This window comes from Mesorhizobium sp. M7A.F.Ce.TU.012.03.2.1, from assembly GCF_004006095.1.
GTDB lineage: Bacteria > Pseudomonadota > Alphaproteobacteria > Rhizobiales > Rhizobiaceae > Mesorhizobium.
Genome location: NZ_CP034779.1, coordinates 6128518 through 6144484 on the forward strand (window position 1 = coordinate 6128518; position 15967 = coordinate 6144484).

11 protein-coding genes are annotated in these 15967 nt (G+C 56.8%); 3 read left to right on the top strand and 8 right to left on the bottom strand.

Translation table 11 applies throughout. The annotated features are described in order from the left end of the window. The first annotated feature begins 1 nt into the window (after position 1). From EJ079_RS30440 to EJ079_RS30450, 3 genes are read left to right on the top strand one after another with little or no spacing between them, the layout of a single operon-like run. A complete protein-coding gene (locus tag EJ079_RS30440) occupies positions 2-403 on the top strand; it encodes a GtrA family protein (RefSeq protein ID WP_164873882.1) in 402 nt (133 codons plus the stop codon). A 32-nt stretch (positions 404-435) separates the two neighbouring features. Beyond that, positions 436-1134, top strand: coding sequence for a methyltransferase domain-containing protein (locus EJ079_RS30445; protein WP_127381362.1), 699 nt, complete (start codon positions 436-438; stop codon positions 1132-1134). Between the two features lie 49 nt (positions 1135-1183). Then, positions 1184-3019, top strand: a complete 1836-nt coding sequence (locus EJ079_RS30450) for a hypothetical protein (protein ID WP_127810971.1) — start codon at positions 1184-1186, stop codon at positions 3017-3019. Between the two features lie 100 nt (positions 3020-3119). Here the strand turns inward: EJ079_RS30450 and EJ079_RS33625 are convergent, their stop codons facing one another. The 8 genes from EJ079_RS33625 to EJ079_RS30490 all read right to left on the bottom strand — a co-directional run bounded on the left by EJ079_RS33625 (position 3120) and on the right by EJ079_RS30490 (position 15961). Continuing rightward, positions 3120-7538 (bottom strand): glycosyltransferase, encoded by a 4419-nt coding sequence (locus EJ079_RS33625; protein ID WP_210214653.1) that lies wholly within the window; start codon positions 7536-7538, stop codon positions 3120-3122. After that, complete coding sequence (gene rfbD, locus EJ079_RS30460) at positions 7535-8437, bottom strand: dTDP-4-dehydrorhamnose reductase (RefSeq protein WP_127810972.1); 903 nt, start codon at positions 8435-8437, stop codon at positions 7535-7537. The genes EJ079_RS33625 and rfbD overlap by 4 nt, the downstream gene beginning before the upstream one ends. Continuing rightward, entirely contained in the window at positions 8434-9504 is a 1071-nt protein-coding gene (gene rfbB / locus EJ079_RS30465) for a dTDP-glucose 4,6-dehydratase (protein WP_127272411.1), read from the bottom strand. Before rfbB ends, rfbD begins: the two co-directional genes overlap by 4 nt. Before the next feature lie 22 nt (positions 9505-9526). Next, positions 9527-10081: a dTDP-4-dehydrorhamnose 3,5-epimerase gene (gene rfbC / locus EJ079_RS30470; RefSeq protein WP_024503666.1), complete on the bottom strand. Its 555-nt coding sequence runs from the start codon at positions 10079-10081 to the stop codon at positions 9527-9529. Next, positions 10082-10963 carry a glucose-1-phosphate thymidylyltransferase RfbA gene (gene rfbA, locus EJ079_RS30475; protein ID WP_127272412.1) on the bottom strand — a complete coding sequence of 294 codons (882 nt, stop codon included), beginning with the start codon at positions 10961-10963 and terminating at the stop codon, positions 10082-10084. 144 nt (positions 10964-11107) lie between these two features. Continuing rightward, positions 11108-12439: an O-antigen ligase family protein gene (locus EJ079_RS30480; RefSeq protein ID WP_127810973.1), complete on the bottom strand. Its 1332-nt coding sequence runs from the start codon at positions 12437-12439 to the stop codon at positions 11108-11110. Then, positions 12436-13695: a hypothetical protein gene (locus EJ079_RS30485; RefSeq protein ID WP_127810974.1), complete on the bottom strand. Its 1260-nt coding sequence runs from the start codon at positions 13693-13695 to the stop codon at positions 12436-12438. Before EJ079_RS30485 ends, EJ079_RS30480 begins: the two co-directional genes overlap by 4 nt. Beyond that, positions 13583-15961, bottom strand: coding sequence for a polysaccharide biosynthesis tyrosine autokinase (locus EJ079_RS30490; RefSeq protein ID WP_127810975.1), 2379 nt, complete (start codon positions 15959-15961; stop codon positions 13583-13585). Before EJ079_RS30490 ends, EJ079_RS30485 begins: the two co-directional genes overlap by 113 nt. Positions 15962-15967 lie beyond the last annotated feature (6 nt).

The following is a 15967-nucleotide window of genomic DNA, read 5'->3' on the forward strand; positions in this document are numbered from 1 at the left end:
CATGAGGCAGCGCATCAGAAAGCTTCCCGATTTCCTCGGCGTGGGGGCTGTTGGGTTCATAGTCGATGCTACCGTATTCTTCGGGTTGACACTGATTTTTTCCACTCAATACTGGCGCGCGCGGATCATTGCCTCCATTGTCGCAATCGCCACAACATGGGCGATCAATCGAGTTGCTACTTTCTCGGCATGGCGCGTCTATACCGCGTTTGCCGAGTTTTTGCGTTACCTGGTTGCGAGCTCTGTCGGAGCGGGAGCCAACCTTGCCGTAATGTCCGCAATTGCTCCCCACGACGCGAGTCTACGGCACGTTCCTGCCTATTGTGCGGGCGCAGCCGTTGGCCTGGTGGTCAATTTTCTTCTCTACAACATGTTTGTCTTTCCCGGCAACAGGAAGGCGTAACGGTGCACGCGATAAACAATGGAGAGGATGTCGTGAATAAGACGAACGATAATGGAGGGAATATTGACTCTATTTACTACAGAGATGGCGTGAATAATTCATTTTCGATGCGCCTTCTAAAACGCGCCCGTATGGCGATGATGAATTTGTTCATGGAAGAGCTGTCACCAGGCAGCACTTCCAGCATCCTGGATATTGGCGTCTCCGACGACGAGAATGACGGGGCCAATTTCCTCGAGAAACACTATCCGTGGCAACACAATATCACTTGCGTCGGCCTGGGCGATGGGAAGCAGGTCGTCTCCAACTACCCAAAAGTCCATTTCAAACAAATACGCGCTGGAGAACGGTTGCCCTTCGATGATCAAAGCTTTGACATCGCGTGTTCCAACGCGGTAATAGAGCATGTTGGAGGGCCTGCACAGAGGACCGAGTTTATCTCCGAACATCTAAGGGTGGCAAAAAAAGTTTTTATTGCCTTTCCTAATCGTTGGTTTCCTGTTGAGCATCACACAGGTCTTCCGTTTCTGCACTACACGCCCCGGCTCTTTCGGACACTGCTGAATGGAACCAGATATTCGTACTGGACGCATCCAGAAAATATGGACTTTTTGGATGGCCGATCTATTATGAAAGACTGGCCCAAATCAGGGAGAAGTCCGGCTGCAATAGTTAACACCGGTATTCCTCTAGGTCTTTTTAGCTCCAATTGTGCCGTTATCGTACGATAGCTGAAGATACTTGCGGTATATGGAACCCATTCCGGCGGGAAGAGATTTGATGACTGGGACCACTGTGGAGTTACAGAGATGGAGCTTGCTTGGGTTCAGTTGGACTGAGGCGCAAACCGCGCGGGTACTCCTGATTTCGCTTCTTGCAGTTGCTGCCGTCTATGTCGGATTGGCGCTCACGCCGTCGCACTATGCGATGGGCCTGCAATATCTTGGCTCGCATGCAAGGCCCTTGCTTCTGTCAGCCCGCCCCATTCGATCGGACGAATGGATCGTCCTAACGCCGCTATTTCAAACTGCCGTCCGCGGCGGCTTTTCGACCTTCAACCAGATTTCCCCTTATCATGAGTCCCTGAAAGGGTTCTGGGCTTTGCCTATTCTGGATTGGTCTCTTGTCTTCAAGCCGCAGCTTTGGGGCTTTTGGGTCTTGCCGCCGGCCTATGCTTATTCTCTATATTTTGCCGTGCTTTGGACGGCGTTTTTAGCTGGTTACACCATCCTTTTGCGGCAATTTGGTGCCGATCTGTGGATCGCAGTGTTCGGTGCCGGCTGTCTTTTCTGCTCCCATTTGGTGCAGGTGTGGTGGACATCACACGGTGCAACATTTGCGTTCGCTCCCTGGCCGCTAATAGCATTCCTGCTTCCGATTCGTCCGTGGCTGAAATTGCCACTTCTTTTCTGGACCTGCGCTGTCTGGGTGTTCGGTTTCGTCTACCCCCCTTTCATGATCCCCGCAGCGTTTTCGCTGGGAATACTGCTCCTGGCCTTCCGACGCGATATGATCACTCCTGCGAATATTGCTGTCGCAGTTTTGGCGATTGCTTGCCTCGGTATCAGTTTTGTTTTGTATTTCAGCGATCTCATTCAGATTATGCAGGCGACTGTCTATCCTGGCCAAAGGGAGATATCGGGCGGTGGCGTTGACGAAATGAGGTTGCTTGCCTATCTCTTTCCTTTTTTTACGACGGTGCGCTTCTCGCCGCTTCTCGCGACTAACGAATGCGAGGTTGCAGTTGTTTCGACCCTCCTGCCTCTGACAGTGCTCGTTTTTGTCAGCTATCGGTCATTGGCTGAAACCTTGAGAAACAACTTCGTCTCTTTTGGGGTGGTCGGGCTAGGTTTGATTTTGATGCTAGCGTGGATGACACTGCCGATATCTTCCAGTATTGGGAAGATCCTGCTCTGGAACAAAGTTCAACCTGGGCGTATGGTCTGGGGATTTGGATTGCTTTTTACCATATCTATAATTGTTGCCGCATCTAGATGCACATTTGTAATTTCGAAAGAGAGAATTGCGTTTTTTTTAGCAATTATGGTATCGACTTGGTTTCTGTCAAAGGCAGGGTTTACTTGGATTCCGGGGTATTCATATGAAAAAAATCCTAGCGCGTTGACGCGTGGATACTTCGAATGGATTGCAATTGTTCCATTTGTTTTGAGCGCCGGGTATGTCTGGTACCTTGGTCAGCCGACAAGAAACAATGGGCGGATATTATTTGGCTCTGCATTTGTCTCTGGCGCGATTACGTTCGGTATGTTCAATCCTTTTCAGCAGGCCTTTCCGATTTTCGACATTCCGGAAACGCCTTTTCTGACCGCGCTTCGCGAGCAGGCAAAAACCAACCCTAACGGATGGGCCGTCATGCCTGGTATGTATGGCGCTCTATTCTCTGGCGCGGGTGTGCCGGCAATCAATCACACGCTCACAGCACCGCAGCTTTCGTTCTTCCGGCGAGTGTTTCCCTCAATGCCTGAAGCAGCGTTTAATGATGCATTCAACCGGTACGCACACATCATTCCAACTGACGTGCCGGAACCTCGCTCGCCTTCGCCCGATCAAGCTTGGGTTCCGATCAAGGCGTTTACAACCAAAATACGGGGCTAGTCTAGCGCGACTGATCAAGAGCCGAGGGTTAAGAGCGTACAACCGATGGCCGTGAGCGGGCGAAATTCAGCCAGCAGAGCCATAGCTATTCTTTCGATCATCAGCCTAGCGAGAAATCTTCGCGCGCTTTTGTCAAATTCGGCGAATAGAAAGGATCACGCTCGATGATTTCTTTCCATCGTCCTTGCATATACGCAACCTCACTATGGAAGCGTGCCATTTTTTCCGGAGCAGCATCAATGCCGCGTGAGACGCTTTCGAGATGATAAAGCTCGGCATAGGGCGTCCAGACGTTTGAATAGCCGGCTGCCCCCACTTTCAGACAAAGATCCACATCATTGAAGGCGACCGTCAGGTCGATCTCATTGAGGCCCCCTACTTCTTCAAACACGCTTTTGCGGATCAGGAGACAGGCTGCGGTGACAGCGGAGAGGTTCTGCAGGACCTTTAGCCTGCTAAAATACCCCGGATGATGGCGGGGGAAATGCTTATGCGAATGATTTGCAATACCGCCCAATCCAACAATCACCCCGCCATGCTGAATTGTGTCATTGGCATAATAGAGCTTGGCGCCGACGCAACCCACATCCGGCTGAGCGGCCCAGGAGACCATTTCCGTCAGCCAGCCCGGCGAGATCACCTCTATGTCGTTGTTGACGAGGCCGATGATCGAGCCCTTCGCTTTTCCCACGGCGAAATTGTTGATCGCGGAATAATTGAACGGCTTGTCGTAGTGGAGCACACGAACATTCTTCGCATTCTTCAGTTCGCTGAAATAGGCAAGCGTTTCCTCCTCCACCGAGCCATTGTCGACCACCAGAACCTCGTAATTCCCGTAGGTGGTCTTTTCGCGGATGGACTCCACACAGTTGCGAAGGAGTTCAACCTTGTCGCGCGTTGGAACGATGAGGCTCACGAACGGCTGCGGTTCGGGGACGAAAAAGTGAAGGCGGTAACTGGCTGTGCCGGGACTTTCCTCGGCTTTCGCCGGAATATCCATGCGTTCGACATGTTCTTCCAACGCCCGCAACCCGGCCACATAGGCGTAGCTTTTCTGCGAACCTCCAAGCGCCGTCGAGCCTTCCACCGCGCGCCAATGGTAGAGCACCTTCGGAATGTGCCTAATTCTCTCAGGGCCAATGCGCTCGAAGACGCGCAGATTGAGGTCATAGTCCTGGCTGCCCTCGAAGCCGGGGCGCCAGCCGCCGACGGCGCGGATATTTTCCGCCCGGTGCACGGTGAGGTGATTCAGATAGTTCTGTGAGCGGAAAAGCTCCCGCGAGAAATCCGGCTTGAAACAGGGGTCATAGCGCCTGCCTTCCGCATCGATCTTGTCTTCGTCGCTGTAGATCAGTTCTGCATCAGGATGACGATCGACTTCCAGCACGATTTCGGCCAGCGCATGCGAACGGAGAAGATCGTCGTGGTCGAGCAATGCGACCCACTCACCGGTGACCAGCTCCAACGCAGAATTGGATGCATGCGAGATATGGCCGTTCTTGTCGCGAAGAACGATTTTGATGCGCGGATCACGTTTCGCATATTCGTTCAAAACGCGCCGCACATACGGTTTCGTCGAGCAATCGTCCGCTATGCACAACTCCCAGTTCTCGTAGATCTGGGCGCGGACGCTGTCGATCGCTTCCCGCAAGAGTTTCTCCGGGGTGTTGTAGACTGGCATCAGCACTGAAATAAGCGGCTTGTTATCCAACTGGGCCAATCGTTGCCTCAAATCCGCAACGTCGTGTTCCGTTGGCGTATCGTTGAGCGCGATCCACCTCTCATAGGTAACGCTGCCCAGTGGACCTAGCGCTTCCGTCGAGCGGAGCATGGCCGCAAATCCCCGAAGGCCGCTTTGCCTCAGGATCTTTATGCCACGAGCCGCAGACCGCACGAGCGTGCCGGGGTTTTTCACCTGGCGGGCGACGACTCTCCCAATGAGGGACGCATAATATTCAATCCGTCCGAGCCGACGCAGCCGCACACGGTCGATAGCGATCTTGCCAGAGCCCTCACTCGGATCGACACGCAGTTTTTGAGCACCGGCATCAAGCGAAAACACGGCCACGGCCGGGCTCTTTCCATTCGAACGAAACCGCAGATCGATCCGCTCAATCTCGTTGTAGCCCTTGCCACTGTCGACATAGAGGTGCGCGTTGGCCAACGCGTCCGTTTCAGCCGGGACGTGTACGCTGAGCCTGTAGTGTCCGGGGGGCAAAGGCCGGGAGCCCGGCCAGCCGAGTTCGAACTGCGGATCATCGCCTGTTGTTGTCCACTCCGTCGCCCCGTTGCCCAATGGCACGCCTTCCAGGTGATGAAGTGCGTTGGCCGTAATGGTCCGTCCGGCATAAAGAATTGCGTTGGCTGGGGGTGACACAAGCCTCTTCCAAACCGATCGATACCGCCAGGTCCGGCTGCTGTGAACCAATTCGATTTCGTGATTCAACACGGCCATCTGCCGGTGGCGTTCCTGCAGCTTATGTTCGCGCTCCTGCAACTCACGCTGAAGCGCCGCTATGTCCTGGTCCTTTGCCGCGAGATTGGTGTGGGCCAACTCCAGCGCTTGCGTGGCCGCGCGGAGATGCTCGCGCTCGACCGTCAGCGCAGCAATCTCACCGGAATAGGCCTCGATGCGTGCTTCCTGGCTTACCACCAACGCCCTGTTGGTTTCGATTTCCGCTTCCATGGTCGTCGTTCTCAGCGACCACTGGTTTCGGGTTTGGTCAGTCGCCTTGCTCCTCGTCTCGTCGAGAGCAACCATGCCCTCGTCGGCGAGCGCGACCCGCCCGTGCACGCTGCGCGCGCCCAGGACGTTTTCCGGAATTGGCAGCTTCGTTACAATGCAAAGCGAGTTCAAGAACTCGACGGAATGAACCGATGCGAGAGAAGCTTCGTTGAATGCGACCTGGTGCCTGTCGGCGAAAGTCGCCAAGGCATCGACCCGACGGCGATCCAGCCCCCAGTGCTCATGGTTGACCACATCAAGCAGGCGTTTGAAAAACGAGATTGAGGAAAGCGGATCGTAGAGACCGCCCTCGAACTCCTGCCAGTAACTGCAATGCAGATCTTCGGCGATGTAGATGCCCCCTTCGGAAAGGTGGGGGAAATATCGCGCGAACGAGCGTATTATATCCGAGGATAGGTGCGATCCGTCATCAATTATAATATCATATTTTTCCGACATCGAGATGATGTCGCGCTCTGTTTCATCAGTATTGGCGTCACCTACGGAAATCTTTATCTTCCGGCTGTCGAAAACGAGATTTCCGCAAGCCAGATTGACGTCACAGCCAACGATTATTTCAGCATCGGGGAAATATTTCTGCCATATCTCTAGGGATCCGCCATTCTGAACTCCGATTTCCAGGATTCGAACCGGCCTGTCTCGATACTCTGAAAAAATATGGTCATAGGTGCTGAGATAGATCGACCATTTATCCGACACTTTGCCGCGATGCGCGTCGTACAGGTCACGAAGTGAAACGAATGGTTCCTGCTTTGCGGGCCGCGCATCGCGCTGTTTGGCTAATTGCTGCTGTTCCAACTTCTGCCGATGAAACACGCGGAGACGGCAATCAATTTCAAGGAAAAAAGCGTCGCCAAAAGTTCGTGAAACAGATTCGAACTCTGCTCTGATCCGATCAAGAATTTCTATTGCAACTGCATCAGTATCATCGGACCTGAGCGCTATCAGTGCGGTATAAGCGTCTTTGACCCAGTCAATGATGCGCGGGTCTGCGTCGAGCAACTCAGTGCTGGCGGCAAAGTGCTGATTGTCGGTAGCGAAATGCTCAGACAGCAGGGACTGCCATTTCACGTCGGGTACCGGCCAGTCTAGGCTGAGAGTAGCAGTGATCCCGTCGATACCCTGTCGCCAGTCATCAAGCAGACTCTCGTAAGACAACAAGATGCGTGACCGACCCCTAGTTGCGCGCTCGGCTTCCAATTCGTGGCGAAGCCAAAGAAGCGAACTGAAGCCCATCGTGAAACCGTTTCGGTTCGCCAGGGAAGCGATCACAGCCAACGGATTGCGGTCTATCAGCACATACCGAACATCGATGCGCATGCGCCTCAAGATCTCCGCATAAAGCGGCACGAAACGTGAGATACGCGGCTCCTTGAGCACAAAAAACGGCGCGCTGCCGTATTCCTCGTCGATCAGCCGCGCGATCTCTGCTTTGTAGAAGCGCAGACGCTGCGCGCCGAGATCGTTGGGATCGAAGGATCGCCAATCATCCCAGCTGCTTCCTGCTTCGGCCAGCATCTGGTCGTGCAGCGCAATGAGACGCTCCGGCTCCCAGTGACCCGTTGGATTGGATAGATTGGCGCCCAGCATGTTCTTAGGCAGTTCCGCGCCAAGCAGATTGATCGCCCTCGTCAGCGCGCTGGTGCCCGAGCGATGCATGCCGAGCACCATGATGCAGGTGCGTTTGGCTGCTTTCGGCTTTGCCTTGCGTGCCTTCGGCTCGTCGACGGGCGCGGCATCGCGCGTGTTTTCCGCTGACGAGTGCTTGTTCATGCCGTCAATGCCTGTTTCGGCTCACCGGCTAGCAGCCGGCGCACCACCGCTTCCGTCGATTGCCGCCACTCCGGTGCATTCCAGCCGAACGCCGCCGCGAATTTCGCGCTCGATAGCCGGGAATTGGCGGGGCGGCGCGCCTTGGTTGGGTAGTCCATCGTAGCAATGTCCCGTACCCGCGCCCAGGGACCACCCAACACGCGGCTTGTGTCGAGGATATGGCGGGCAAAGCCGCTCCAGTTGGCCTCGCCGGTTCCGGCCAGATGATAGATGCCGGATGTGCCGGCGCCCTCGTGCAGTTGTGCCGCCGCATGCAGGATCGCGTCGGCGATATCAAGTGCCGATGTCGGATTTCCCCACTGATCGGCCACCACCGCGATCTCGTCGCGGTCGGCGGCCAGCCGCAGCATGGTTTTCACGAAATTCTTGCCGAACGGGCTGTAGACCCATGCCGTGCGCAGGATCAGATGGTGCGGATTGGCTGATGCAACCGCCTGCTCGCCGGCAAGCTTGGAGGCGCCATAGACGCTGCGCGGTGCGGTGGCGTCGGTCTCGACATAGGCGGCGTCCTTGGTGCCGTCGAAGACATAGTCGGTCGAAAGATGGATGACGGGAACGCCCAGGCGGCTTGCTGCTTGCGCCACCTTGCCGGCGCCGACGGCGTTCACCGCGAATGCCAGATCGGGCTCGTCCTCGGCCTGATCCACCGCCGTGTAGGCGGCGGCCGACACGACGATATCAGGCTTCGCGGCCGCGATGGCTTCGATCACCGTGTCGGGTCTTGCGAGGTCGAGTTGCGGACGGCCAATGGCGATGACCTCAACGCCGGCGGCCGCCGGGCCGGCCTCCAGAAGGCTCGCCGCGACCTGTCCGTCGCGTCCGGTGACAACCAGCCTCACGCCGCCCCCTTGCGTGCTTCGCCCAGCCGTTCACCGGCATAGCGCTGCTCGCGGATCGGTCCCCACCACCATTTGTTGTCGAGAAACCAGTCGACGGTCTTGGCGAGGCCGCTGTCGAAATTCTCATTGGGCGCCCAGCCCAGGTCTCGGCCTATCTTCGAGGCGTCGATGGCATAGCGGCGATCGTGACCGGGGCGGTCGGTGACGAAGGAAATCAGGTCGCGATAGCTCTTGCCCCCTGCCCGCGGCCGCCTGCCGTCGAGCAGATCGCAGATCGTCTCGACGACGCCAAGGTTGGTCCGCTCGGAATTGCCGCCGACATTGTAGCTTTCGCCCGGCAGTCCCCTGGTCGCGACAAGTTCCAGCGCGCGTGCGTGATCCTCGACGAACAGCCAGTCGCGCACATTGGCGCCGGCGCCATAGACCGGCAGCGGCTTTTCATCGAGCGCATTGAGGATGACCAGCGGGATCAGCTTTTCGGGAAAGTGATAGGGTCCGTAATTGTTCGAGCAATTGGAAAGCACGACCGGCAGGCCATAGGTTTCGTGCCAGGCCCGCACCAGATGATCCGAGGCCGCCTTCGAGGCGGAATAGGGCGAGGATGGCGCGTAGGGCGTTTCCTCGACGAACATGCCGCCGTCGAAGGGAAGATCGCCGAACACCTCGTCGGTCGAGACATGATGGAAGCGGAAATGGCTCTTCCGGTCTTCGGGCAGGCCGCGCCAATATTCCAGCGCGGCATTAAGCATCTTGTAGGTGCCGACGATGTTGGTCTCGATAAAGGTGCCCGGCCCATCGATCGAGCGGTCGACATGGCTCTCGGCGGCAAGGTTCATGACGATGTCGATATCGTCGCGCCGGAGGATGTCGAGCACAGCCTTTTCGTCGCAGATGTCGGCCTGCGCGAAGCGATAATTGTGTGCGTTCTCGATCGGCCGCAGCGAGGCGAGGTTTCCCGCATAGGTAAGCTTGTCGAGATTGGTCACCCGATAGGCCGGGTTGGCGCATAGATGCCGGCACACCGCCGAACCGATAAAGCCAGCACCGCCCGTCACCAGAAAATTCATGCCGCTGTCCTCACGTAACCCATCAGGCGAACACCTCGGCGGCGGCCAGCAGCGGCGCCTTGAGGTCCTTGTCCGAGAGCTGGAACCCGCCGGTCAGTGACGGCCATTCGATGCCGATGGCGGGATCGTCGAAACGGATCGACCGATCATGCGCCTGCGAATAGGTGTCGGTCACCTTATACAGGACCTCGGTGTCGGGCACGAGCGTCACGAAGCCGTGCGCGAAGCCTTTCGGCACCAGAATCTGGTTGCCCTTTTCGGCCGACACTTCGAGAGCGACCCATTTTCCGAAGGTTTTCGAACCGCGGCGAATGTCGACCGCGACATCGAGAATGCTGCCCCGGATGACGCGCAGCAGCTTGTCCTGGGCGCGCGGCGCAAGCTGATAGTGAAGCCCTCGCAAGACGCCCGCCGCGGCGGAATAGGAATGATTGTCCTGCACGAAAGCCAGGTCTATGCCGGCCTGCGAAAAGCGCTCGGCATTGTAGGTTTCCACGAAGAAGCCGCGTGCGTCGCCATGTCGCTTCGGCACGATTTCCAGCACGCCATCGATGCCAAGGGGCCTGACCTCCAACACCTAGCCCTCCGACAGGTCGACGACACGCCGGCGCAGATAGGCGGCATATTCATTCTTGCCCAGGTGATCGGCGCGACGCAGAACCTGGTCCACTGTCAGCCAACCCTGTTCAAAGGCGATCTCTTCGGGACAAGCGACCTTGATGCCCTGGCGGTGCTCGATGGTGCGCACGAATGACGAGGCCTCATGCAGGCTGTCATGCGTGCCGGTGTCGAGCCAGGCATAGCCGCGCCCCAACCGATGCACATGCAACTGGCCGCGCTCGAGGTAGACGTTGTTGACCGCCGTGATCTCGAGCTCGCCGCGCGCCGAGGGGCGGATGGCAGGGGCGATGTCGACGACGTCGTTGTCATAGAAGTAGAGACCGGTAACCGCCCAGTTGGATTTCGGCACCTGCGGCTTTTCCTCGATCGTCAGCGCCGTTCCCGTGGCCTTGTCGAAGGAAACCACGCCATAACGCTGGGGATCCTCGACATGATAGGCGAACACCGAAGCGCCCTTTTCGCGCGAGGCAGCGTCGCGGCAAAGCTGCGACAGCCCGTCGCCGAAATAGATGTTGTCGCCGAGGATCATCGACACGTTGTCCTTGCCGATGAAATTGCGGCCGATGATGAAGGCTTCCGCCAGCCCGTTGGGCTGCGGTTGCTCGGCATAGGACAGGTCGAGGCCGAACTCCGATCCATCGCCAAGCAGATCGCGAAAAACCGGCAGGTCACGCGGCGTCGAAATGATCAGAATTTCACGGATACCCGCGAGCATCAGAACGCTCAGCGGATAATAGATCATCGGCTTGTCGTATATCGGCAGAATTTGCTTAGAGACTGCTAATGTTAGTGGATAAAGACGCGTTCCACTGCCTCCAGCAAGGATAATTCCTTTCAAGAAGCTCTCCTTGACATGCCTGAACCCCCCGGCCCCAGCCGCCCGTGCTTAGGTTCCATGCAATGGCTTGTCAATCTCGGCGTTCGGCAAACGACCGGGTCACTATCCGGCGCCAATCCATCGCCAATTCCAGGCGACGCATTGCTATCGTCTTGCCAGAGCCGGCCTGACGGGAACAAGCAGATTGTCATCATGGGCCTCGGTCGACTCGCCTCTCTGGCTTAACCGCCCAGCGAATCCCTTGTGAAAGATGATGCCATTCATATAGGCGAAAGTCATCGCAAGCGCCGCCGTTCGCATGGGATAATCGACCAGGGAATGAACGAGCAGAAACGATACTGAGAGAAACGCCATTTTCTGCAGCGGATCTCGCCGTGCCGTGACGGAAAACGCAAAAAGCAATATCGAGTAAGCTGCGACCAGAAAGACAACAGGTGCGCCACCTTCAAGTGCCAATTCCAGATAATCATTGTGGGCGTGATTGACGTAGGGCTTGAAGATCATCTCTCCCTTTTCGTAAATCTGGTAGACTTTTGGGAAACTGCCAAAGCCCACGCCCGTCGCCCAGTTCTCTTCAATTCCCGCGATCGTCGTGCGGGCAAATTCGGCCCGTCCAAAGGCCGGGTCAACCACTTCCGCATCGATTTTCGTCCACGCCCCGATCGTATAGAGCGAAAGCCCGATGAAGACAGCGGGTATTCCATACCCGCCCAGCCTCGAGCGCGCGGACAGAAAGACGACTGATATTATGGTGATCGCCAGTCCTATCAGAATACCGGCGCGCGAACCGGCGGCAAGAAGCAACAGCAGCAGCGTTATCAAGCCGAGCGACCCGGACAGAAGATGCCCGCGAAACAGGCCGTAGTAGACGACGAAGGGGATGGAGACGAAGAGCAAAGCTGAAAAATGGTTCTGGTTGGCAAACAGTCCGGCATTGATCGTGAACGGCAACAAACCCTGTATGGCGACCGTATCGGAGAGCGAATACTGGATCGCCGCAGCCAGTCCGTTACAGATGACACCCATGAAAAAGAAGGGCAGAAGGCCGTAGACCTGATCTGGGCGCAGGCGGGTGACGCTCAGAAAGAATGCAGCCATCGCCAGGAAGTACAACAGACACTCGATCGTACGTCCCACGCCGACACTGACGAAACGCAGCCCGGTTTCACCGCTCAGCCACGGATTTGCAAGTAGAACCTCAGGCCGCAAGCCGCTCAACAGGGCGGCTGGCAGCGGCACGATTTGAAAACAGAACACGGCAAGGCCCAGAGCAAGCAACCACAGGGCCGAGCGAGGGATGCCGTGCCCCGACGGCCTTGAAAAGACGGCCGCGGCCGCGACAATCGCCGCCACCTCGATCAGCGCATCGGTGTAGAGACCGCTCGCGGTGCCGCCGCCAATCAGCACTGACAGGAAAAGAACCGACCCAAGCAGATATTTTTCCCATTCCGTGGACCGGGCTGACCGCTCTCTCAAGATGAAACTCTTTCGATGCTCAATTTGTGCATGACCAACGTGCCAACGTATCGAAATCGCCAGCTCTCAGCGATGGCAGCTGTTTCCAGCCGCAACACTTGCATGGGACACGCGCCTAGTCCGATCGCGAAATCCAGACTCAACTGCCGCCGATTGAATGTGCCCTCCGGAATGTTGAACCGAGCTATTTCGCTCGCCGGATCCGCGCATCTGATGGACCAGAACAACTGTTTGGGCAGCTTCAGGTTTCTCGCGGAGGCGATCAGGGAAATCCTGTAGGAGCCGGGAGGCAGTTCGACATATTGCTGGAGCGCGGCGTTCTTCACCGGCGTATTCAGGAATCGGACAGTCGCTCCGCTATCGCTTTCTGCGACATCGCGCGCCCCGGCAAAGGTAATTTCCAGACCGGAGCGGTCGCGAACCTGCCAGTCGAATGGCTTGTCGCTGAGGATCTGTTCAAAGCCGCCGTTGAAAATGTATCCGGACAGTGTCCGCTCCTGATCGGACAGACTGAACAGGAACAGCCGATAGGCCGCCTCGTATTCCTTCTGCCGGATGTAACCGTTGATTACGGCAGACAATTCCTTCGACGTCGGTTGTGAGCTCGATCCGGTAAGGTCCAGCAACAGTTGATTTGCGACGCGCAGGCCCCGCGGATTCTTACCAAGAGCGGAGAAAAGATTGGACCTCCACGGTGCCTCGATCCTTAAGGCTGCCAGGACAGCCTGATATCCGTCCGGGTTTGAAAGAATAGCCGGCAAGCCCGCCGCAATGACTGGAAATGTGTCCGGCCACCGGCGCAGCAACGTGTCGATCTCGGCGACGGCCTTTGACAGGTCGCCCATCTCGATCGAGCGATCGATCGATCTCTGAAGCGAATGGATTTCAGTCTTGGACAGCTTTCGAGCCTGGTCGAAGAGTTCAAAAGCCTCGTCTTTCTCGCCTTGTCGATACTCAATCTCGCCTATCAGGCTGTAGAGCCGGGCGTCCGCCACGTTGAAACGAAGCGCGCCCCTCGCCTTTGCTGCCAAGACATCGAGATCAACACCGTCGCCTGTTTCGCTCAGCCGACCGGCAATTTCGCCTATCAAGGCATCTATGTTCAACGGATCGAGCGCAAGCGAGACGGCCGGCGTTTCCGACTCAAGAAGCCGACTTAGCCCTATCGACGAAACCGCCAACACCAGAACGGAGGCGACGAACCAAACGCCTGAACGCCGGAGATTTCGCGTGAGCGGGCTCGCCTGCTCCGTCATCGACTTTGCCCTCAATTTTCGGGGTACTCGCGCCATAGTCGTAGTACTGATAGTTCATGTATTTATAGGCGTAATTGTAATCGAACTTGTTGACCGTGAATTTCGACATTGCCGCTCCGATCACGTTCGCACCGGCTGAGCGCAGACGCTTGAGTGCCGTTTTGGCTGACTTGCGTGTGACCTGATTGGTCGAAACGACCATCAATGTGCCTTCGGCAAGCCGGCTGAGGATTGGTGCATCGGAAAGACCGACGACCGGCGGGGCGTCGATGATGACCAGATCGAAGCGTTTGCCTAGATTGGTCAAGATCAACGCCATCTTCGGCGACGAGAGCAGGTCGGCCGGATTCGGCGGAATCGTTCCGGACGTCAGCACGGTGACATTAGGGTATTTCGTCGGTCTGAAAATGCCCGGCAGATCGTCCTTGCGAACGGTATTAGTCAGCAGGTTGCTCAGCCCGATCGCATTGTCGAGGCCGAACAGCCGGTGCAGGTTGGGTTTGCGGAGATCGCCGTCGACAAGCAGAACCCTTGCGCCGAGTGCCGCGAAATCCTGGCCAAGCTTGAACGACGTGGTCGACTTGCCTTCCGACGGTTCCGAACTGGTCACCAGCAGCGATCGCGGCGCGCCCTCCGCACCGGAGAACTGCAGCGATGTTCGCAGCGAACGATAGGCCTCGGAGAGCCCGGATTTTTGATCGGCGATGCTGGCTATGAGTTCGCGGTCACCGACAAGCGGCAGGATGCCGAGCATCGCCAGCCCCAGCTCTTTCTCGATCTGCTCCGGGTTGGTGAAAGTATTGTTCAGCAACTCGATGATGTAGATGATCGATGCAGCCAGGGCCATGAAAAGCGCGAGAGTGACTGCAAGGTTGATGCTCAGACGTGGAGAATAGGGGGCTGTGGGCAGCGAAGCGAAATCGACTATCGCAGCGCTTTGCGTCTTGAGCTCCGAGCTGACGCCGACTTCATTCAGCTTGGCGATAAGGCTGTCATACTGCGACCGGTTGGAGTCGACCTCGCGCTTCAGGATCGTGTATTTGATATTCTTGTCGTTGAAGACGACCTGCTGCCTCTCCATCTCCGCGAGCTTGGACTTGAGGTCGGCTTCCTTGTTCTGTGCTTCCTGATATTTCAGCCGCAACGAATCGGTTATCGCCAGCACGCCGTTGTTGTAGATTCGCTGGAGTTCCTTGATCTGCGATTGCAATTGCTGCATTTCCGGAAAACCGGGCTTCAGGATGCCCAATTTCTGCTGATACTGGCTGGTCAGATCCGCCAGCTTTTCGCTAAGCTTCTGCAGACCTTCGCTTTCCAGAACCGGACCGAGGCTCGACCCGCGGCCTTTTTCTATCTGATCGACCACCCGCCCCGCATCAAGACGCTCCTGGATTGCAGTGGCCAGAGCGGTGTTCAGGGCTTCGATGTTGGAGCCGATCAGCGATTTGTCATCGCCGGTAACCGTGATGCCGGCATCTTTTGCATAGGTGACCAGTTCCTCTTCGGAGGTCTGCAGCTTTTGCTTCACCTGCAAAACCTGTTCCTGGATGAACTGCCGTGCCAGATCAGAGGTCTCGCTGGTCTGATCGAGACGTTGATCGATAAAGCTCTGCGCGACCTGATTGGCAACGTCGCTTGCATATTTCGGCTTTTGATCGACGAAGGTGATCGATAGCAGGCTCGTATTGGTGACCAGATTGACCGTCAGATCTTCCTGGATGCGCTTGATCGCAATTGCCTCGCGCTCTTCGGGCGTTTTCTCCTCAATGGAGGGTGACTTGGACATCCCGAACGCACGGTAGACAATATTGCTCGGGGAAAAGCTCGGCGTCGGAAACAGAAAATCCGGTTTTTCGCTAAGCCCAAGCTGGAACACCACGCGCTGAGCCAATGCCCGGCTCTTCAGCTTCTCCCGAGCGGTCAGGAAGGCCCGGACGTCGCTGTTTTCGGAAACGACCTCAATGTCCTGAAACACTTTCGCCGAAGGCACCAGAACTTCGAGCTGCGTCGTCGCCAGGTATTTTGGTGTCTGCATCATCGTCACGATGACGCCGGCAACGAGCCCGGCCGCCGCCATCATGACGATCAGCCAGCGATACTGGACGATGTACAAAAGCAGCTTGAGCGGGTTGAACCCCTCATCCTGGCCCGCATAGTCGCGACCATAGGGACCATAGTTTTGCGGCACGTCGTAATAGGAGTCCGCGGACAGGGCCTGGCCATGTCCGGGTCCGGCAAGTTGGGGCTGCCTGTTGCGATCGAGCATGCGCGA